This window comes from Asanoa ferruginea (assembly GCF_003387075.1).
GTDB lineage: Bacteria > Actinomycetota > Actinomycetes > Mycobacteriales > Micromonosporaceae > Asanoa > Asanoa ferruginea.
Map to the genome: position 1 here is coordinate 7,641,183 of NZ_QUMQ01000001.1, position 18,161 is coordinate 7,659,343.

Here is an 18,161-nt window from a genome sequence, read left to right on the forward strand (position 1 = left end):
CGTGCCGGGCTCACGAGCCAGCTCATCCGGCGAGGAACGCTGCTACGTCGGCCGGGAGCGGGTCGCCCTCGAACCGCGTCCCCTCGGCCACCGCACCGTCGAACACGAACCGGGCACCTGCGACAAGTTCGAGGCCGGTGAACGTCATCCGGCCACCGGCGAGCCGGGCACCGCGCAGGTCGACCGCGCCGCCGACGACCCGGCAACCGGTGAAGTTGAGGTGGGTGCCGTCGGTCAGGTGGATGCCGGGCAGCCCGATCGCGTCGAGCACCGCGTTGCGCAGGTTGAACGAGCAGCCGTTCCAGCTCGGTAGCGGACCAGGCGCGAGGTGGGCCCGGATCGAACCGATGATCGCCCGGCGGATCTCGTCCTCCCCCGCGATCCAGCCGGCCGCCGACGGGTCCGGCTCATACGGCAGCCGCAGGTAGGCGCACAACGCGCTCACGCAGGTCTGGCGTAGCTCCTGGCTCGGTGCGTCGTCGGCCAGGCCGGCGACCGCGTAGACGGCGGCGGCCCGGACCGCCGGCCGCTCGTGGCCGAGCTGGGTCGTCGAGCTGCCGAACCGCTCGTTGAACAGACGCGTGTCGTCTCGGCGGGCGGCCGCCACGGCACGCTCGTTCTCCTTCTCGACCACTGCCTGCCGCCGATATGCCACGACCAGTGCCACCACGCCGCCGACCCCGGCCACGACCGCCAGCGCAAGTTTGATCAACTCAAGCTGGTTGGTGACCGTGAAGGCCGCGCCTTGAGGCAGGCGGGGTGCACCGACCGCGAGCCAGAGCGCCGCGGCCGCTATGACGAACACCAAGACCGCGGCGAGCAGAACGACCGCGACGTGGCGACCCAGCGACATCGGGCCGCGCAGCCAGGTCCTGCCTCGTTCCATGCCGGGCAGCGTAGAGCGACCGGAGTTTCGGCGGCGTCCCGTTCCGGACGCATTGCCGATCTGGCCGCGAGCGCGCGCCACCGCTGCGCGGCGGGCAGCGACGTGGCAGTCTCGATCGCACGGGACGAGCAAGTGGACGCCAGGCTCCATGACCCTGCGGCCGCGCGCTTGACCGCCGATCATCGACAAAGAGGCCGGGAGTCAGCGGCATGGCCAAGCGGTCGACGTTTCTTCGCCGGATCACCGGCAATGCTCCCCACCGGTTCGACACCAGCCGAAACGGCCTGAGCTATTCCGTCGACCGACGCGCTACGGCGGTGGTCATCGGTGGTGGCATAGCCGGTGTCACGGCGGCACTGACGCTCGCCGAACGTGGCATGGCCGTGACGTTGCTCGAACGCGGGCACCGACTGGGCGGTCGCCTCACCACGTGGCCAAAACGACTTCGCGATGGCTCGTCGCAGGTGGTCGAGCATGGATTCCACGGATTCTTCCGCCAGTACTACAACTGGCGGAACGTTCTGCGCCGCGTCGACCCGGAACTGGCATTCCTGCGCCCGCTCGGCCGCTATCCCGTCGTTTCACGCCAGTGGCCCGAAGAGGATTTCACGGGCCTGTTCGGTATGCCGCCGATCAACCTCCTGTCCCTGCTCGCCCGGTCGCCGAGCCTGCGGTGGCGCGACCTGCGCCAGATGGACAGCCGAGCCGCCCTCCCCCTGCTCGCGTTCGGCCGCGAGGAGACCTACCGGCTCTTCGACTCGATGTCCGCCGCGACCTTCCTCGACAGTCTGGGCCTTCCCCAACGGGCGCGCGCGATGCTGTTCGACGTCTTCGCCCACTCCTTCTTCAACCATCAGGCCGAGATGTCGGCAGCAGAGATGATCATGCAGTTCCACTTCTATTTCCTTCGCAATCCCGAAGGTCTGGATATGGACGCCCCCGACAGCGACTACGAGACCGCGATCTGGTCACCGCTGGCGGCACGGTTGACCGCGTTGGGCGCGGATGTGCGCACGGATTCACCGGTCGATCACCTCGAGCCAGGTTGGAAGGTCTGCCTCACGGGTGGCTCGCGGATCGCGGCCGAGCACGTCGTGCTGGCTGTCGACCCCGCCGCAGCGCGCGAGATCGTCGCCGCGTCACCAGACGTCGTGCGCACCAGCCCCCGGTTCGCCGCGCGGGTCGCCGCGCTGCGCACCGCCGCACCGTACGCGGTTGCCCGGATCTGGCTGGACGGCGACGTCGCGGCCGACCGCGCCCCGTTCACGAGCATCTCGGGGGAAGCCACCCTCGACTCCGTCACCCTCTACCACCGGGCCGAACGGGAATCGGGTCAATGGGCGGCCCGCACCGGCGGAAGCGTCCTGGAACTTCACGCGTACGCGGCACCGACCCAGGTCGACGCCGCGACGTTGGCCGATCGCATGCACGCGGAACTCACCACGATCTGGCCGGAGATGCGCAACCTGTCGATAGTCGACAGCGACCACCGGGTCGGACACGACGCCCCCGCCTTCGACCTGGGCAGCGACACCACCCGCCCGTCCGTCCAGACCGACGTCGCCGGCCTCTACCTCGCCGGCGACTGGGTTCGCATGCCCTTCCCGTGCGCGCTGATGGAACGCGCCGCCTCGTCGGGCCTGCTCGCCGCGAACGAGATCCTCGCTCGGCACGCGGCACGCCCGTCACCGGTCCTGTCGGTGCGCCCGAACGGACTCCTGGCCAGGCGTGGAAGGCGCGACCGCACGCCATCGACATGAACGGCCCGTGGATCAACCGCGTGGGTCGCTTTGTGACCTCATTGGCGGCGAACGGGTATCGGCTGGCAACGTATCGGTAGCAAGCCATCCCGTGATCTGGCGACACTTTCCCCACGCGGAGGTTCAGCCGCGCGGCTTGGGAAAGAAGGAGAAACACATGGCGACGTTCGTCCTTGTGCCCGGCGCTTGGAAAGGCTCCTGGTCGTTTGAGGCGGTAGTTCCGCTACTGGAGCGTGCCGGTCACACGGTTCACGCCCTGACCCTGACCGGTCTACGGCCAGCCGACGACAACGCGACGGTCGCGACCGCCAACCTGGACACCCACGCCGACGACGTGTTGCGGCTCCTCAACCGCGCCGATATCACCAACGCGACGCTGGTCGGCCACAGCTACGCCGGGATGGTGATCGCCGCCGCAGCCGATCGCGCCAACGGCCGGATCTCACGACTCGTACATCTCGACGCCTACGTACCGCGTGACGGCGAGTCGTGCTGGTCCTCAACGAACGAATACTTCCGAGAAGTGTTCGCCGCCGGCGCCGCGGCCACCGGCTACGCCGTCCAGCCGCCAAACGGCGGCGATCCCCGCCGCCGTCCCCACCCCCTCGCCTCGTTCCTGCAAACGGTCCGGCTCACCGGCACGCTCACACAGGTCCGCCGCCGCGACTTCATCTACTGCTCCGGATGGAGCAGAACACCCTTCGCAGACCTGCGTGCCCGACTCGACGCCGATCCCGACTGGCAGGTCCACGACCTCCCAACCGGCCACGACGCGATGCACGAAGCCCCAGAGGCCGTCGCCGCGCTCCTGCTCGGCGAGCCCCCCGCGGATGCGGTGTCGACCTGAGCGCCACGCCGGAGGGCCAGCGCCTCTATGAAAAGCTCGGCTTCACGAAGACCTCGGCCCCGCGGATGAAACTCGTCCTTTGACGCAATGGCGCGGGTTCAAGCGTCGCGAACGTCCGGTGCGGGGTGTCGGCTACCGTTCTTCGATGGAGTCCACGGGAGACCCTCTTCTGCATGCGCCCGCCTGTCCGCGTGGGCGTCTCGCGGGTCGGCGGCTCGATGTACGCGGCGACTGCGGAGCCTTCCCGGTGTGGGGCTGGTTCAGCCTGCCAGCCCACGGCGGGCACCCGGCCAGAGAGGCGCACGGGTGCATCGGCCCCGGCGCTCTTGGGCTCACGGCCGCACTCGCCGTAGCACTTCAGAGCTGGGCGGATTGGCAGGATGCCCATCAGCAAACCGCCGGCGCCCCGCCGAAGAACCCGGTTCCATCGGCAACCGACGCGGAGTGGGACCAATGGCGGGAGCACGGCCGATCGCTGGCGACTCAGCTGGCTGAGGAAACAAGCGCCACCGTTGTCTACCTAGGGCCCTCGCAAGGGTGCGATCCGCACTGTTCGGAATGCGGACATCTTTGCCGCACGGAGCGATAGGCGAGGACGTTCACTGGCTGCCCGTCACTGACTTGCCCCGCCTGCCGCATGCCCCGGTGTGGCGCACCGAGGCCAGAAACCGACGCCATCCGTGCACTCGCCAGCGTCCTACCGGATGATCGCGATGTGGCAATCTCGGCATACGTTCACGAGTTCTCCGGGGATCTCGTGAAGCGAACTGGGTCCAGCACCGACAGCTCGCGACGAGGCGACTGACCCTGATTGTCTTGGCGGGTCTGTACCCTGCGCCCCATGGCACGCAATCCGTTGACGTACCTTCGACACGACCCGGGCGGCGGTTCCCTCAGCCTTGACCTTCCGCCGGGGCGGGCCGTGCACGAGACCGACGCTGGGGTCCTCGACGAGCCGGTCCTGTGGATCAGCGACACCTGTCCGGACCCGGGTCTGTGGGGATCACTTCAGGCGCGCCATGGCCAGACGGGTCTGTGGCCCCTGCTGCTCGGAGGGGCTTCGTACGACCCGGGTAGCCCCTGGACGACCGGTGAACTCTTCCCGGGTCTGATCAAGTCCAGGCCGGGCGATCATGACGCCGCCGTGCTGCTGGCTGGGTGGTGGTCCGCCCACACGACGGTGGATGAGGACGACGACACGCTCAGCGCGCCGGAGCAGCTGGCCGTCACGGCGCCGTTCGGCGATCAGTGGCCTGGGCTCGCGCCTGCCGGAACGTTGCAGGAAGACCCCGCGGTTCGGGCTGCCGAGTTCGCGGACCATCTGGTCGCCGAGTCGTGGCTGACCGCACCGCGCCTCGGGCTCAGTGCCAGTGCCCGCGGTGCCGACGCCCCAGCCGATCTGGCGTGGGGTGGCCCGTTGAACTACGAAAACGACACCGCGCAGTTCAGCGCGGTGCTGCGCAGCTGGGAAGAACGTTTCGGTGCACGAGTCGTCGGCCTGGGACCAGCCGAGCTCTACCTCAGCATCGCCGCTCCGCCCACCGACGCAGACCACGCGCTGCACGTCGCGGCGGAACACTTCGCGTTCTGTCCCGACAACGTGTGGCAGTCCAACACGGACACCCTCATCCGATACGCCGAGAGCCTCACGAACCAGGCCTGCTGGTCGTTCTGGTGGGACTGAGCCGCGCCGCTCCGCCGTTGACGTCGATCACCACTACCGCCGGTGATAGCCCGCCTCAGCGATCGCAAAATGGTCGTGCGAGCGCGAGGTCGGCGTCCACTCGGCGCAACCTGTCGAAGCCCCACGTGTTGATGCCGTCCAGGTCGACCTCGTTGTCGATACGAACGGCAATATCACGAAGCGAGCGGGCGAGCCGGGCGTACTCAAGGTGCGTGAGGTCTAGCCCCTGTGCGCTGTAGGCGCGCAGGAAGCGCGCCGGGTCGGGCCCGCACAAGCCGGCGAACACGTCGTGCTCGCGCGGCGCCAGCATCGTGAGTCCCCAGTCGAGCAGTGCCACGACGTGACCGTCATGGTCGACGAGAACGTTCTGCGGGAACAGATCCCGATGACACACGACGTGGGTGACGTCGATCGCACGAGCCCTTTCGATCACCGCTTCGAGCCGATCGACGTTGGCCATGACCTCGTCGCGGCGGTCGGCGATCCACGGGTGGTCGCGCCGGTCGCGCAGCGTCGCGATGCACCATTCGTCCATGTCGGTGCGGGGCAGGAGGAGGTCAGCGATTTCGTGGACAGCACACATCGCCTGCGCTATCGCATCGGCGTCGTCCCAGGTTGCCTGGCGGCCGTCGGCGAATGGAAAAAGCGCATAGCGCCGACCAAGGCACATCGACGTGTACGAGCCGTCGAGCGTTTGCTGTGCCGCAGGAACGGGGATGCCCCGGGCCGCCAGCTCAGCGGTCAGCGCCAGCGCGGCGTCGCTGTCGGGCTGCTGACGCCAGAGTTTCACGAACCAGCGCCCGTCGGTGAAAGCATCCGCTTCGAACCCGCCCGGATGCGGCCGCAGCTCGCCAACCGCGACACCGAAAGCATCGCGGACCTGAGCCGCCCCCGGCGCGGGCACCACGCTCCACATCACCCGAGCACGCTACCGCCCTCTGCGGGTAGGTTCACCGGATGACCGCGTACGACACCGCCGCCGAACTGCCTTCCATCGACGTGCTGCGGGGTCGCTGCAAAGCACTCGCCGTGCTGGAGCGCATCGTCGACGGTGGCTGGCCCTACTACGCCTACAACCGCGCGTGGGGTGACGACGAGGCGGGACTGATGCACACCGGCAGCGGTGACGAGTGGGCGGTCGTGTTCACCGCCGACGGCGCGTTCATCCGGGTGTTCGATCACGAGTCGTCGATGACGCCCTACCTCGATGCGGACCACGAGCTGTGGCCCGGACTGCTTGACGGCCTCCCGGCCGTGTTCCGCCCGCAGATCGAGGAACCAGCATTCGGCGACGGGGAAGGACAGTTTGTCGCCACCGCGGTGCTGTGGCGGCTCTCCGGTGACGACCGCTGGCACGCCGGCGACGGCATCACGTTCCCCCCGCTCCGCGGACCCTACGACGACACCGGCCCGGACGGCTCCGGAATGCTCGAAATCCTGCTCGACGACATCGTCGGCCGATACGTCAAGTTCGCCCAGGACTACTACGGGATCGAGCTGGACCCGACGGCGGTCGAGCACGTCGTCGCGCACCGCCCGCTCACTGACATCGCCGTGCAGGCTTTGAACCCGGAAGCAACCGTTGCCCGGCTGCACAAGGACATCGCCGCGATTGGATATCCGATCGCGACGGCGTGATGTCAGGCGATCACCTGGATCGGTTCGGCAGCACGCTGGTGGCGCCGGCCCCGCCCCGTCACCCGTTGCGGGCGCCGGCGAAAGCGCCCTTCTCCGCAAACGCCAGCTGTCCGAAACGCTCGCCCATGCGGCGATGCGTGGCAGCATCCGGATGCAGCCGATCCGGCAGCGGCAGCTCCGCGAAGTCCGCCTCGCCATACAGCTCAAGCCCATTCAGGTAGTGCAGGTGGGGGTCACGAACGGCGCGCTCGGCCACGATCCGCGCGAGCTCGTCACGGATCACTCGCAGTGTCAGCTTCCCGGCGGCGCGGTCGGCAGGGTCGCCGGTCGCGACGAACTTGACCTGCCCCTCGCGCAGGGCCTCGAGATCGAAGGCCCCAGGCCCAGGAGTGTCCTCGTGGATCGGGCAGTAGATCGGTGACATCACGAGCAGCGGCGTGGCAGGGTGCCCGTCCCGGATCGTGTCGAGGAAGCCGTGCACAGCCGGCGTGAACGCCCGCATCCTCATCAGATCGGTGTTCACCAGGTTGATGCCGATCTTGACGCTGATCAGGTCGGCGGCCGTGTCCCGCATCGTGCGGGCGGTGAACGGGTCGAGCAGCGCACTGCCACCCAGACCCAGGTTGAGCAGTTCCACACCGCCCCGCGCTGCCGCCAGCGCCGGCCAGGTGGTGGACGGGCTCGCGGCGTTAGAGCCGTGGCTGATCGAGCTGCCGTGGTGCAGCCATACCGGGCGGTCACCTCCCACGATCGGCGTGACCGGGGCGTCGGTGCGCAGAGCGACCAGGTCGGTGATCTCGTTGTGCGGCAACCAGATCTCGACGTTTTTCTCGGTGCCCGGCAGGCCGGTGAACGAGACCGTGCCGGCCGGCCCGGTCCGGTGTTCAGCCTTCCCCGTGGTCATGTCGATGGTCACGATGTTGCCGCCGGGCACGCTGCCCTGCCCGGCCAGGCGGCCGTCGATGAGCAGGTCGTAGCGGCCGGGCGGCTGAGCCGGCAGGCCGGTGAAGACGCGCCGGGTGGCCACGGCGTCGAGCTCGATCGCGGTCGCGGCAGTCCGGAAGCGGACCCGTACCCCGGATGGCTGGGCCTCCACCAGGTGCAGTTGCGGGTCGGGACTCTGCGCGCGGGCCCACCCCGGCAGCCGGTGCGGCCGCAGGCCGTGCTCGGTGCGTTCCCACTCGGCGGCGCCGTGCAGGAGATCGGTGGTGATGGGTGTGGTGATCCAGGTGCTCATGAGGCCACTTCAAAGGTCGGGGTGTGAGTTGACGGGGCGGGCCAGTTGCGCAGCAGGGCGTCGAGGGCGTCCATGATCCGTTCCCACGATTCCTGCGGGTCGGGCTCGCTGTGCTCGAAGCCGCCGGCCAGTTCGAGGCTGATGAAGCCGTGGAAGGTGCTGCCGATCAGCCGGACGGCGTGGACCTGGTCGGCCCCCTCCAAGCGGTAACCCAGCAGGATCGCGCGCATCAGCTGGGAGTGCCGGGGTCCGGCACTGGTGGCAGCGGTCTGCGGGTCGAGGCGCAGGCGGGCCGCGGCGTACCGCCCGGGATGCTCGCGGGCGTAGTCGCGGTAGACGGTGCCGAGGGCGATCAGCGCGTCCCGTCCGGCCCGCCCGGCCAGCGCCGCGGCGCTGCGGTCGGCCAGCTCGGCCAGGGCGTACAGGGTGATCCGGGTCTTGAGGTCGCGGGAGTTCCGCACGTGCGAGTACAGGCTCGGCACCTTGACGTCGAACCGCCGAGCGAGCGCGGAGACAGTGACGCCGTCGAAGCCGACCTCGTCGGCCAGTTCCGCGCCAGCCTGCACCAGACGCTCCGGCGTCACACCCGCTCGGGCCACGCTCACCACCCCACTTCCTAATACAACTATGCAACAACCTAAAGGAATTAGGCAACTGGGCGCTGGCCCACTCCGGCCGCGCGTCAACCCTTGTCGGATCCGGGCCGCGTTGTTCGTAGCGAGGGTGAGAGGCCGCCCACGAGGGCGCCGACATGACCACAGGAGAGACCGAGCGATGTCGCACCCGCAGGCCACCATCCACCGCGTGTTCGAGCTCATCGAGCCGATCGCCACCGTCACCTTTTCCGAACTGCCGACCGAGGCGTTCCTGGCTCTCGGCATGCGCAACTACTGGGACGGATACTTCGCCGGCCGGGCCGCGCCGCTGGGGCAGGCACCGGCTGAGGTGGTGCACGCGGTCTTCTACAACTTCGCCGACGGCGAGGTGGCGCGACACATCCCGTGGGTCTGGGGAAAGATCACCCCGCAAGAAGCGATCGTCGTACGCGAGCGGAGCAGCGCCGCCGCACTGCGGCAGATGATCGGGGAACTCGCCGACTCGCCAGCTCTCGTGCGGACCGCCGACCTCGCCACCCGGGCAGCGGTCAGCGCGCCGATCGAGGGCCGAGTCCTTTACGCCGGGCTCCGCGCGCTCGACCTACCCCAGGAGCCGGTCGCCAGGCTCTGGCACGCGACGACGCTGCTGCGCGAGCATCGTGGAGACGGCCACAACGCCGCCCTGCTCGCCCACGGCATCGGCGGCACCGAGGCCCACGTCCTGCTCGCGCTTTCCCTCGGCATGCGGGCGGAGGAGTTCGGCCGGCTCCACCACCTGCCCAAGGCCCGGCTCGCCACCGTCGTCGACGGGCTGCGCCGTCGCGGCCTCGTCGACTCGGCCGGCGGGTTCACCCACGCCGGCCGGGAGACCAAGGAGCGAATCGAGGCCCGCACCGACGAACTGGCGGCGCCGGCGTACGACGTGCTCAGCGCGGACGAACTCGACGACCTGGTCGCGGGACTCGAGCCGATCGCCGCCGCGGTGCGGGCCGCGGACGACTGAGCGGCGTCAACCACCGGGCGCGATCAACCAACACGAAGAAGGATCTTGCCGCCGCGCTTGAGGTGGGCGATGGCGGGCTTGATGTCCGCGAGGTCGTAGACGGCCTCGATGGGCACCCGAAGAGCGCCGGACGTCACCAACGGCACGGCCTCGGCGATGATGGGGGCGACCTTCGTCGGGAAGTCCATTGTGGCCGTCGACAGAAACTCGACGTCGGCACCCTTGCCGTCGAGCTGGTCGGTCGCGCTGTAGCGCACCAGCGTGCCGCCGGGCGCCAGCAGATCGATCAGCTTTTCGGCGATCTGACCACCCACGCTCTCGATCGCGAGTCGCACCGGTGCCTGGCCGACCGCCGCGGACATCTGCGCCACGGTGTCCGGTCCGTCGACCACCACGGCGTCGGCCCCGGCGGCGACGAGTTCGTCGACCACCTCCGGCCGGCGCACGATGCTGACGGTCCGGAAGCCCCGGTGCTTGGCGAGGGCGATGACGTTGCGGCCGACACCGCCGTTGCCGCTTGACTGGGCGACCCAGTCGCCCTTGGCCAGCGGCACGTACTGCGACAGCGCGAGCCCGGCGGTGGGCGTGTTGCTGCCGAGCATGGAGTATTGCTGGAGGTCGCCGTCCGGCAGGGGCGCCAGGCCCGCGGCGGGGGCGATCAGGCGCTCCCGCCACGTTCCCAGAAGAAGCGGCAGCACGACGATGTCGCCCGGCGCGACGTTGTCGACCCCGTCGCCGACCGCGGCCACGCGCGCGACCCCCTCGTTGCCCGCCACCGCGGGCAGCGAAGGCGGGGCGAAATAGCCGCCGATGCGCAACAGGTCGTGGAAGTTCAGCGGCGCATACAACACGTCGACGAGGACCTCGCCGGCTCCCGGCGCACCCGGCTCGGGCAGGTCCACCAGCTTGAGCATCTGCTCGGCGTCGCCGAACTGGTCGTACCGCAGAGCTCTCATTGCTCGCATCCTTGGTCTTGACACACGCTTTTACCGATCTTGCCAGTTTGCGAACCGGATCGTCGGCAAATGCCTACTTCCCTGGGTACGTGATCGGCCCGCCGGCCGGGCGGCCGCCTCTGTGCTGGTAGAACGGGGGTGTGACGTCTCCTGATCACCGCTACCTGCTGGACAACGCGCGGGTGGAGGCGGGTGAGCGGTTCACCTGGCTGGCGGAGCTGTTCGACGGCGTCACGCGTGGGCACGTTGACCGGCTCGGAGCCAGGACGGGTTGGCGCTGCTGGGAAGTTGGTGCCGGAGGCCCCAGCATTCCCGAGGCACTGGCCACCGCCGTCGGACCAACGGGTCACGTGCTGGCCACCGACATCAACCCGGCCTGGTTGGATCCGCACGCGGACTACGAGGTGCTCCGGCACGACATCGTCGCGGACCCGGCGCCGCAGCCGGGCACGTTTGACCTCGTACACGCAAGGCTTGTGCTTGTCCATGTCCCCGACCGCGCTCAAGCGTTGGCGACGATGGTGGCGGCGCTGCGGCCCGGTGGTTGGCTGTTGATCGAGGATGCCGACACCGAGTTGCAACCGCTGGCCTGCCTCGACGAGGTCGGCCCGGCGCAGCAGCGTGCCAACCGGCTGCGGCGCGCGGTCCGGGAGCTGATGACCCGTCGCGGCGCCGATCTGCGCTTCGGCCGCACGCTGCCGCGGGCGTTGCGGGCGGTGGGCCTGGTGGATGTCTCGGCGTCCGGCTTCTTCCCGGTCGGCGGGCTGGCCTGCGACCGGCTGGAGGCCGCGACCGTGCGGCTGGTCCGCGCCGAGTTGCTCGCCGCCGGGCTGGCCGACGACGCCGAGCTCGACGCGCACCTGGCCGCGATCGAGGCCGGCGAGCTCGACCTCACCCTCGCGCCGTTGATCTCGGCGTGGGGACGCCGCCCGGGCTGAGCAGTGCCGGAGGGTTGACGCGGGCGAAGCCGGCCTGCCGGTAGTAGGGAAAGTAGGGGTAGGGCGCCGGACGTTCGCTGGCCTTGTCGAGGTGGGCGATCTGGTCCGGCGTCAGGCTCCAACCGACCGCGCCCAGGTTGTCGCGCAGTTGCCGTTCGTCGCGGGCGCCGATGATGACCGAGGCGACGGTCGGCCGGGAGAGCAGCCAGTTGATGGCGACCTGCGGGATGGTCCGGCCGGTCTCGTGCGCGACCGTGTCGAGCGCGTCGACGACGTCGAACAGGTGCTCGTCGGTCGTCGGCGGCGCGAACTCGGCCGTCTGGTGCAGCCGGCTGCCGGCGGGCAGGGCCTGGCCACGTCGGATCCGGCCAGTGAGCCGCCCCCAGCCCAGCGGGCTCCAGACCAGTGCGCTGACACCCTGGTCGAGGCCGAGCGGCATGAGCTCCCACTCGTAGTCGCGGCCGACCAGCGAGTAGTAGACCTGATGCGCGACATAGCGTGGCCACCCGTGGCGGTCCGCGGCGGCGAGGGATTTCATCAGTTGCCAGCCGGAGAAGTTGGAGACTCCGACGTAACGCAGCTTCCCGGCGGTGACCAGATCGTCCAGGGTGGACAAAACTTCGTCGACGGGGGTACGCGCGTCGAACGCGTGCAGGTGCAACAGGTCGATGTGCTCGGTGTCGAGCCGGCGCAGCGCGTCGTCGCAGGCGCGGATCAGCCGGGCCCGCGAGGTGCCGGCGTCGTTGGGCCCCTCCCCCGTCGGCAGGCCCAGCTTGGTGGACACCAATACCTTGTCCCGCCGGCCTTTGAGAGCCTCGCCGAGCACGCGTTCGGACGCACCGTCGGAGTAGACGTCGGCGGTGTCGAACAGGTTGACTCCCGCATCGAGGCAGATGTCGACGAGCCGGCGCGCGCCCTGGACATCGGTGTTGCCCCAGGCGCCGAAGAGCGGTCCCGTTCCCCCGAAGGTGCCGGTGCCGAAGCTCAGCGCCGGGACGGCGAGCCCGGACGCACCCAACCACCGGTATTCCATGAGATCTCCCCTTCCTAACGGTACTGTTGTCCCGTTAAGCTCGACGCTAGCACGCACCGGCCCGTTAATGGAACTGGAGACCCGTTATGAGTGTCGAACCCGGCTCCGTGCGGCCCGGTGGGCGCACCGCCCGGGTGCGGGCGGCGGTGCTCGACGCCGCGGGCGACGCCCTGGCCGAACACGGCTTCGCCCAGCTCGACCTCGCCGACATCGCCCGCCGCGCCGACGTGGGCAAGACAACCGTCTACCGGCGCTGGGGCACGGTCACCAACCTGGTCGCCGACCTGCTGCTCGACATGGCCGAGCAGTCGGTGTCACGCGCCGACACCGGCACGTTGCTCGGCGACCTGACCGCCAACGCCCACCTCGTGCAGCGCACCCTGACCGACCCGCGCCAGGGACCGTTGTTCAAAGCGATCATCGCCGCGGCCATCTCCGACCCGCGGACCGCACAGGCCCTGCGCCACTTCTACGAAACCCGCATCAACGAGTGGGCGCCCTGCGTCACCCTCGCCATCGAGCGCGGCGAGGTCCCGGAAGACACCGACCCACACGAGGTCATCCGCGCGGTGTCCGCACCGCTGTATTACCGCCTGCTGGTCACCGGCGAAGACCTCGACGAAGCCGCTGCCGACCGCGCCGCACAGGCCGCCGCCACCGCCGCCCGCGCGGGCACGTATCACCGGAGTCACTCGTAGCGGTATTTGAGCGAATCGGCCTCCGCTTGCTCGATGTCAGCGATCGTCAGCTCCGGCATCCGCAGTTGAGCCAGCGTCACCTCGGCCGAGGTCGGCTGGGCGTCGGCCGGCAGCCACTGCTCCGGCTTCCAGGCGCCGCTGCGCAGCAGCGACTTGGGGCAGTGCGGGTAAACCTCGTCTATCCCCAGCACCAGAGCACTGGCCGGCGGCTTGCCCACCGCGGTCAGCTGCGACAGCAGGTCGGGGCGAGTGGACACACAGGCGCGGCCGTTCATCCGCAGCGTCGTGGTGCGCCCCGGGATGATGAACAGCAGCCCGGCCCGCCCGGTGGCGATGACGTTTTGCAGGGTGTCCAGCCGCTTGTTGCCGGTCGCGTCCGGGATCGCCACCGTCCGTGCGTCGAGGACGGCGACGAACCCGGCCGGGCCGCCGCGCGGTGAGACGTCACAGTTGCCCTCGGCGTCGACGCTGGCGACCAGGACCAGCGACGAACATCCGATCAACTGCCGGGTCTGCTCGGTGAGTTCGGTCATCTGCTTGCGCACGGCCGCGTCGCTCGGGAGTTCGTAGACCCGGCGCAGCGCCTCCTGGTCGGGCACAGCGTCGATGCGCAACGAGTCGAAGGCGCTGGCGGTAAGGGCTGGCGTCATGCCATCGACCCTAATGTTTTTGGCTGTCGTCAGGTGCGCTGCGGCCGGTAGCTGTGGACAACGATGCCGCTGGGGAAAGACACGGCCTCGATGAGGTTCAGGTGTCGCGACTGCGGCAGCTGGTCGAACAAGGCCTGTCCCTGGCCGAGGACCAACGGCTGGACCAGGAGGCGGTATTCGTCGATCAGATCTGCCGCGGCCAGCGCGCCGGCGAACCGCCGGCCGCCCCACACGACGACGTCGGGCCCGGGCTCGGCCTTGATCGCGGCGACCTCGGTCGCGAGGTCACCCCGCGCGACCCGGGTGACCGGCCAGGTCGCCTCGGCGTCACTGAGCGTCTGCGAGAACACGATCTTCGGGATGTCGTTCATCGGGGTCGCGTAGGCATCGTCCGACTGCGGCCAGAACGACGACATCTCCTGGTAGGTGACCCGGCCCATGAGGTGGGCACCGACCGTGCTGATGCGGTCGAGTTTCCACTGCTTGAGTTCCGCGCCCTCGGGGATCGCGACCCCGGGGTGCTCCCGGTCGCTGCCGACGAACCCGTCCAACGACATCGACATATACAGAATGACGTTTCGCATGACCTATCTCTCCTTAGTGTTGTTCCCGTCGAACAACTTCCCGAACCCGTGGACGGCAACCGGCACCCACCGTGAGCATTTCGCCGGAATCCATGGCTCAACGCTCGTGGTGGGGACGGGGCTCCATCAACGGCGATCTGCTACGCGGAACGTGTAGCCTCGATTCACGATGCCGGACGTGGACTTGCGAGAGCTGCGCCTGTTCCTCGTTCTCTCGGAGGAACTGCACTTCGGGCGCGCCGCCGCACGCCTCGGCCTCACCACCTCACGCGTCAGCCAGACCGTGCGAACGCTCGAACGGAAGCTGGGCGGTCAACGGCTGTTCCGCCGCACGAGCCGCGTGGTCGAGCTGACCGACACCGGCCGGGCACTGCGCGCCGAGCTCGCTCCTGCGGTCGCCGGCCTCGACCGGGTGCTGCGGACAGCCGCGTTTCGGGGCGGTGGGCCAGGTGTGGTTCGCGTGGGCCTGCTGAACGCCGCCTCCGGGGTCGACGTTTTGAGCCGGGCCATCGAGCGCTTCGAGGCGACGTACCCCGGTGCCACGGTGCGGCTGAGCACGACGCCGTTCGACGATCGCCTCGGTCCCCTCCGCCGTCGCGAGGTCGATCTCGTCGTGGCGCGCCTGCCCCTCGACGAGCCGGACATCGTCGTCGGCCCGGTCCTGAGCCACGCCGACCAGCGCGTGGTGATGCTCGGCCGGACCCATCCGCTGGCCGACCGCGCCGACCTGTCCATCGAGGACCTCGCAGGCCACGACATCCGGCGACCCTACGGACTCACCGCGCAGCAGGCCGAAGCGACCTGCCCGGCCAGGACGCCCTCCGGGCGGCCGATCCGGTTCGTCGACGCGCCGGTCGACGACAATGCCGAGCTCCTCTACCTCCTCGCGCGGGGCCGTCTCGTGCACGCGACGGTGGCGCCATTCGCGGCGCATTTCCAGCACCCCGATGTGGTCGCCATCCCGCTGCGTGACCTGCCACCGTCCACGTGCGCACTAGTCGGCCTGCGAGACGTCGCAGACCCGAACCGCGACGCCCTGCTCGACATGGTCGAGGAGCTTCCGGAACGGTGCTGACAAGACGGCAAGTCCGCCGCGACGGCGTAACCCTGTCCTATCTCGACGGTGGAACGGGCGACGACGTGATCGTCCTGTTGCACGGCCTGGCCGGCAGCGGACAGGAAATGGCGCCGACGGCCGAGGCGCTGATACCGGACTACCGCGTCATCGCGATGGACCAGCGCGGACATGGTCATTCAACCCGAAGACCGACGGACCTTTCCCGCCGGGCGTACGTCGAGGACGTGGTCGCCGTCGTCGAGAAGGTCTCTAGCGATGGCCCGGTGACGATCGTGGGTCAGTCGATGGGCGGGCACACCGCGATGCTGTTCGCGGCCTGGCATGCCGACCTCGTGCACCGGCTGGTGTTGCTGGAAGCCGGTGTGGGTGGAGGCGAGGACGACTACCCGGCCAGGCTCGGTGACTGGTTCGCGTCGTGGCCGGTGCCGTTCGCCGATCTCGAGAGCGCGACCGATTTCCTCGGCTCCACCCCGATCGCCCAGGCCTGGCTGCGAGACCTCGACCGACGCACCGACGGGCTCTGGCCGCGATTCGAGCCAGAGGTCATGCGGGCCACCATCGCGGCCGTCGCGGACAGCGCGCGTTGGGACGAGTGGCAGCGGATAAAGGTGCCGACCTTGCTGGTGCAGGGCGAGAACGGCACCATGGCCGCCACTGAGGTGCAGCGCATGCTGTCACTACGCCCCGATGTCAGCCACGTCGTCATTCCCGACGCCGGCCACGACGCGCACCTGGAACAGCCAGCTGCCTGGGTGCACGCGCTACGGACGTTCCAGGCCATGGCCTGACGCCGCGCGACGTCGTTAGACCTCCGGGTTCGAATGACGAGAGGGGCCGTCAGACATGACTGGTGCGACTGTTGCTGACCTGCCGGACAACTGGGGCCGGTGGGGGGCCGACGACGAGCTCGGGACGCTCAACCTCATCACCGACGAGGTGCGCGCGAAGGCCGCCGCGGAGGTGCGGGTCGGACGGTGGGCGTCGCTGGCCCGGCCGATCACGCCCAACCCGATGGTCAGCGGTCCGTTCGCACCGACGACCGTCGACGTCTCCCCCGTCCAGCACCTGATGTCACACACCGGTGTCGGGGTGGCGGCCGATCTGATGATGGTCACCAACCACCACGTGAAGTCGACCCACATCGACGCACTCGCGCACTGGTCGCACGACGGCGAGGTCTATCCCGGTCGGCCGCGGGCCCAGGTCGTGACCGCCGAGGGTGTGACACACGCGTCGACAACGGCGTTCGCCGCGGGAATCGTGACGCGGGGTGTTCTGCTCGACCTCGCCGTGGACGGGCCGCTTGCCCCCGCTTACGCGGTGAGTTCCCACGACCTCGACCAGGCCGAGAAGCGCCAGGGCGTCGAGGTGGAACCCGGCGACGCGCTGGTCGTGCGACTCGGCTGGCCGTCCACACCGGTGCCAGGCACGCCGACGCCGGGCATCACGGTCGACGCGGTGCGCTGGATGCACCGCCGCGGCGTCGCGGTCTTCGCCGGCGACCGTGGAGACGCGTTTCCGCCGCTGGACTCGGACGGCCCTTCGCCGCTGCACGCGGTCGGCCTGGGCCGGCTGGCGATGCCGCTGATAGACGCGGTCCACCTCGACGACCTGGCAGCGCTCTGCGCGAGCCTGGAGCGCTACACCTTTCTGCTCACGATCGCCCCGCCGCGCATCCACGGCCTGACCGGCGTCCCGGTCAACCCCATCGCCCTGTTCTGACTTGACGGGCGCCGAACGAGCGGAGGTGGTCGGCGGTCGGTCTCGTTCAGTGCTCGTCAAGAGGCCATTCGTAGGTTGGTCGGCGAACGGAGTCACCGAGCGAAGGAGAAATCGACATGCCGAATCCGACCATCGTCCTCGTGCACGGCGCGTGGGCCGACGCCTCGAGTTGGAGTCCCGTCGCGTCCCTGCTGCGCGGGCACGGATTCAGCGTTCTCGCGCCGCCCAACCTGCTGCGCGGCGTCCACACCGACGGGCCCTACCTCGCCTCGTTCCTTGCCCAGCGGACGACCGGGCCGGTCGTGCTCGTCGGTCACTCCTACGGCGGCGTCGTCATTACCAACGCGGCCACCGCCGGCGGCGACGTGCGCGCGCTGGTCTACGTCAACGCGTTCATCCCCGACGAAGGCGAGACCGTCTTCAGCATCCTGGGCGGATCCGGCTCGGCCATCGCCGTCGCCGACCCGACGACCGTGTTCGACATCGCCGGGTATCCGGGCGCGCCCGAAGGCGACGCCGACGTTTACCTCAAAGCCGAGACCGTCCACAGCGCCTTCGCACAGGACCTGGCGGAAGCCGACCGCTGGCTCGTCGCCGAAGGGCAGCGGCCGATCACCCTCGGCGCCAATGCCACCCCGTCCGGGCCGCCCGCGTGGAAGACCCTGCCGAGCTGGGCCGTCGTCGGCACGGAGGACCGGGTCATCCCGCCCGACACCCAGCGCCGGATGGCCGAGCGGGCCGGAGCCACGATCACCGACGTAGCGGGCTCACACGTCTCCATGCTCTCCCACCCGAAGGTCGCGTTCGACACCATCGTCGCCGCGGCCAGCACTGTCGTCGCCGACTGACCA

At 69.5% G+C, this 18,161-nt stretch carries 19 protein-coding genes; 11 read left to right on the plus strand and 8 right to left on the minus strand.

Features of this window, described 5'->3' with window-relative positions; translation table 11 throughout:
• Positions 1–22 precede the first annotated feature (22 nt).
• On the minus strand, positions 23–886 hold the full coding sequence (locus DFJ67_RS35720; RefSeq protein ID WP_147315746.1) for a hypothetical protein: 864 nt from the start codon (positions 884–886) through the stop codon (positions 23–25).
• 209 nt (positions 887–1,095) lie between these two features.
• Here DFJ67_RS35720 and DFJ67_RS35725 point away from each other — a divergent pair, with 209 nt between their 5' ends.
• From DFJ67_RS35725 to DFJ67_RS35740, 3 genes are all read left to right on the plus strand, one after another.
• Entirely contained in the window at positions 1,096–2,646 is a 1,551-nt protein-coding gene (locus DFJ67_RS35725; RefSeq protein ID WP_116073178.1) for a hydroxysqualene dehydroxylase, read from the plus strand.
• A gap of 157 nt (positions 2,647–2,803) precedes the next feature.
• Entirely contained in the window at positions 2,804–3,493 is a 690-nt protein-coding gene (locus tag DFJ67_RS35730) for an alpha/beta fold hydrolase (RefSeq protein ID WP_116073180.1), read from the plus strand.
• Between the two features lie 841 nt (positions 3,494–4,334).
• A complete protein-coding gene (locus DFJ67_RS35740; protein WP_116073182.1) occupies positions 4,335–5,177 on the plus strand; it encodes a DUF4253 domain-containing protein in 843 nt (280 codons plus the stop codon).
• Between the two features lie 55 nt (positions 5,178–5,232).
• On the opposite strand, the gene DFJ67_RS35745 is transcribed toward DFJ67_RS35740, so the two are convergent.
• The gene (locus tag DFJ67_RS35745; protein WP_239097075.1) at positions 5,233–6,093 is read right to left on the minus strand and encodes a phosphotransferase enzyme family protein; all 861 of its coding nucleotides are present in this window, start codon (positions 6,091–6,093) and stop codon (positions 5,233–5,235) included.
• Between the two features lie 41 nt (positions 6,094–6,134).
• Here DFJ67_RS35745 and DFJ67_RS35750 point away from each other — a divergent pair, with 41 nt between their 5' ends.
• Positions 6,135–6,815, plus strand: a complete 681-nt coding sequence (locus DFJ67_RS35750) for a hypothetical protein (RefSeq protein WP_116073186.1) — start codon at positions 6,135–6,137, stop codon at positions 6,813–6,815.
• Positions 6,816–6,873: 58 nt separating this feature from the next.
• Here DFJ67_RS35750 and DFJ67_RS35755 read toward each other — a convergent pair whose 3' ends face one another.
• Together DFJ67_RS35755 and DFJ67_RS35760 are read right to left on the minus strand one after the other, a co-directional pair.
• Entirely contained in the window at positions 6,874–8,052 is a 1,179-nt protein-coding gene (locus DFJ67_RS35755; protein ID WP_116073188.1) for a GDSL-type esterase/lipase family protein, read from the minus strand.
• Positions 8,049–8,651, minus strand: a complete 603-nt coding sequence (locus DFJ67_RS35760; RefSeq protein ID WP_203783340.1) for a TetR/AcrR family transcriptional regulator — start codon at positions 8,649–8,651, stop codon at positions 8,049–8,051. The genes DFJ67_RS35755 and DFJ67_RS35760 overlap by 4 nt, the downstream gene beginning before the upstream one ends.
• A 205-nt stretch (positions 8,652–8,856) precedes the next feature.
• On the opposite strand from DFJ67_RS35760, the gene DFJ67_RS35765 reads away from it, so the two are divergent.
• A complete protein-coding gene (locus DFJ67_RS35765; RefSeq protein WP_239097069.1) occupies positions 8,857–9,651 on the plus strand; it encodes a MarR family winged helix-turn-helix transcriptional regulator in 795 nt (264 codons plus the stop codon).
• A 23-nt stretch (positions 9,652–9,674) separates the two neighbouring features.
• Here DFJ67_RS35765 and DFJ67_RS35770 read toward each other — a convergent pair whose 3' ends face one another.
• Positions 9,675–10,607, minus strand: a complete 933-nt coding sequence (locus DFJ67_RS35770) for a zinc-dependent alcohol dehydrogenase family protein (protein ID WP_116073192.1) — start codon at positions 10,605–10,607, stop codon at positions 9,675–9,677.
• Between the two features lie 140 nt (positions 10,608–10,747).
• On the opposite strand from DFJ67_RS35770, the gene DFJ67_RS35775 reads away from it, so the two are divergent.
• Positions 10,748–11,545, plus strand: a complete 798-nt coding sequence (locus tag DFJ67_RS35775) for a methyltransferase (protein ID WP_170216132.1) — start codon at positions 10,748–10,750, stop codon at positions 11,543–11,545.
• Here the strand turns inward: DFJ67_RS35775 and DFJ67_RS35780 are convergent.
• Positions 11,499–12,578, minus strand: coding sequence for an aldo/keto reductase (locus tag DFJ67_RS35780; RefSeq protein WP_116073194.1), 1,080 nt, complete (start codon positions 12,576–12,578; stop codon positions 11,499–11,501). The two genes, DFJ67_RS35775 and DFJ67_RS35780, sit on opposite strands and share 47 nt — an antisense overlap.
• A gap of 86 nt (positions 12,579–12,664) precedes the next feature.
• On the opposite strand from DFJ67_RS35780, the gene DFJ67_RS35785 reads away from it, so the two are divergent.
• Positions 12,665–13,276 (plus strand): TetR/AcrR family transcriptional regulator, encoded by a 612-nt coding sequence (locus DFJ67_RS35785; RefSeq protein ID WP_116073196.1) that lies wholly within the window; start codon positions 12,665–12,667, stop codon positions 13,274–13,276.
• Here the strand turns inward: DFJ67_RS35785 and DFJ67_RS35790 are convergent.
• Both DFJ67_RS35790 and DFJ67_RS35795 read right to left on the minus strand, forming a co-directional pair.
• Positions 13,267–13,926: an MSMEG_1061 family FMN-dependent PPOX-type flavoprotein gene (locus tag DFJ67_RS35790; protein ID WP_116073198.1), complete on the minus strand. Its 660-nt coding sequence runs from the start codon at positions 13,924–13,926 to the stop codon at positions 13,267–13,269. The genes DFJ67_RS35785 and DFJ67_RS35790 overlap by 10 nt on opposite strands.
• Before the next feature lie 29 nt (positions 13,927–13,955).
• Positions 13,956–14,510, minus strand: a complete 555-nt coding sequence (locus DFJ67_RS35795; protein ID WP_116073200.1) for a dihydrofolate reductase family protein — start codon at positions 14,508–14,510, stop codon at positions 13,956–13,958.
• Positions 14,511–14,688: 178 nt separating this feature from the next.
• On the opposite strand from DFJ67_RS35795, the gene DFJ67_RS35800 reads away from it, so the two are divergent.
• From DFJ67_RS35800 to DFJ67_RS35815, 4 genes are all read left to right on the plus strand, one after another.
• Positions 14,689–15,585, plus strand: a complete 897-nt coding sequence (locus DFJ67_RS35800; protein WP_170216133.1) for a LysR family transcriptional regulator — start codon at positions 14,689–14,691, stop codon at positions 15,583–15,585.
• Entirely contained in the window at positions 15,582–16,376 is a 795-nt protein-coding gene (locus DFJ67_RS35805) for an alpha/beta fold hydrolase (protein WP_116077037.1), read from the plus strand. The genes DFJ67_RS35800 and DFJ67_RS35805 overlap by 4 nt, the downstream gene beginning before the upstream one ends.
• Positions 16,377–16,431: 55 nt before the next feature.
• Positions 16,432–17,310 carry a cyclase family protein gene (locus DFJ67_RS35810; RefSeq protein ID WP_116073204.1) on the plus strand — a complete coding sequence of 293 codons (879 nt, stop codon included), beginning with the start codon at positions 16,432–16,434 and terminating at the stop codon, positions 17,308–17,310.
• A 116-nt stretch (positions 17,311–17,426) separates the two neighbouring features.
• Positions 17,427–18,158: an alpha/beta fold hydrolase gene (locus DFJ67_RS35815; RefSeq protein WP_116073206.1), complete on the plus strand. Its 732-nt coding sequence runs from the start codon at positions 17,427–17,429 to the stop codon at positions 18,156–18,158.
• The last annotated feature ends 3 nt before the right edge of the window (positions 18,159–18,161 follow it).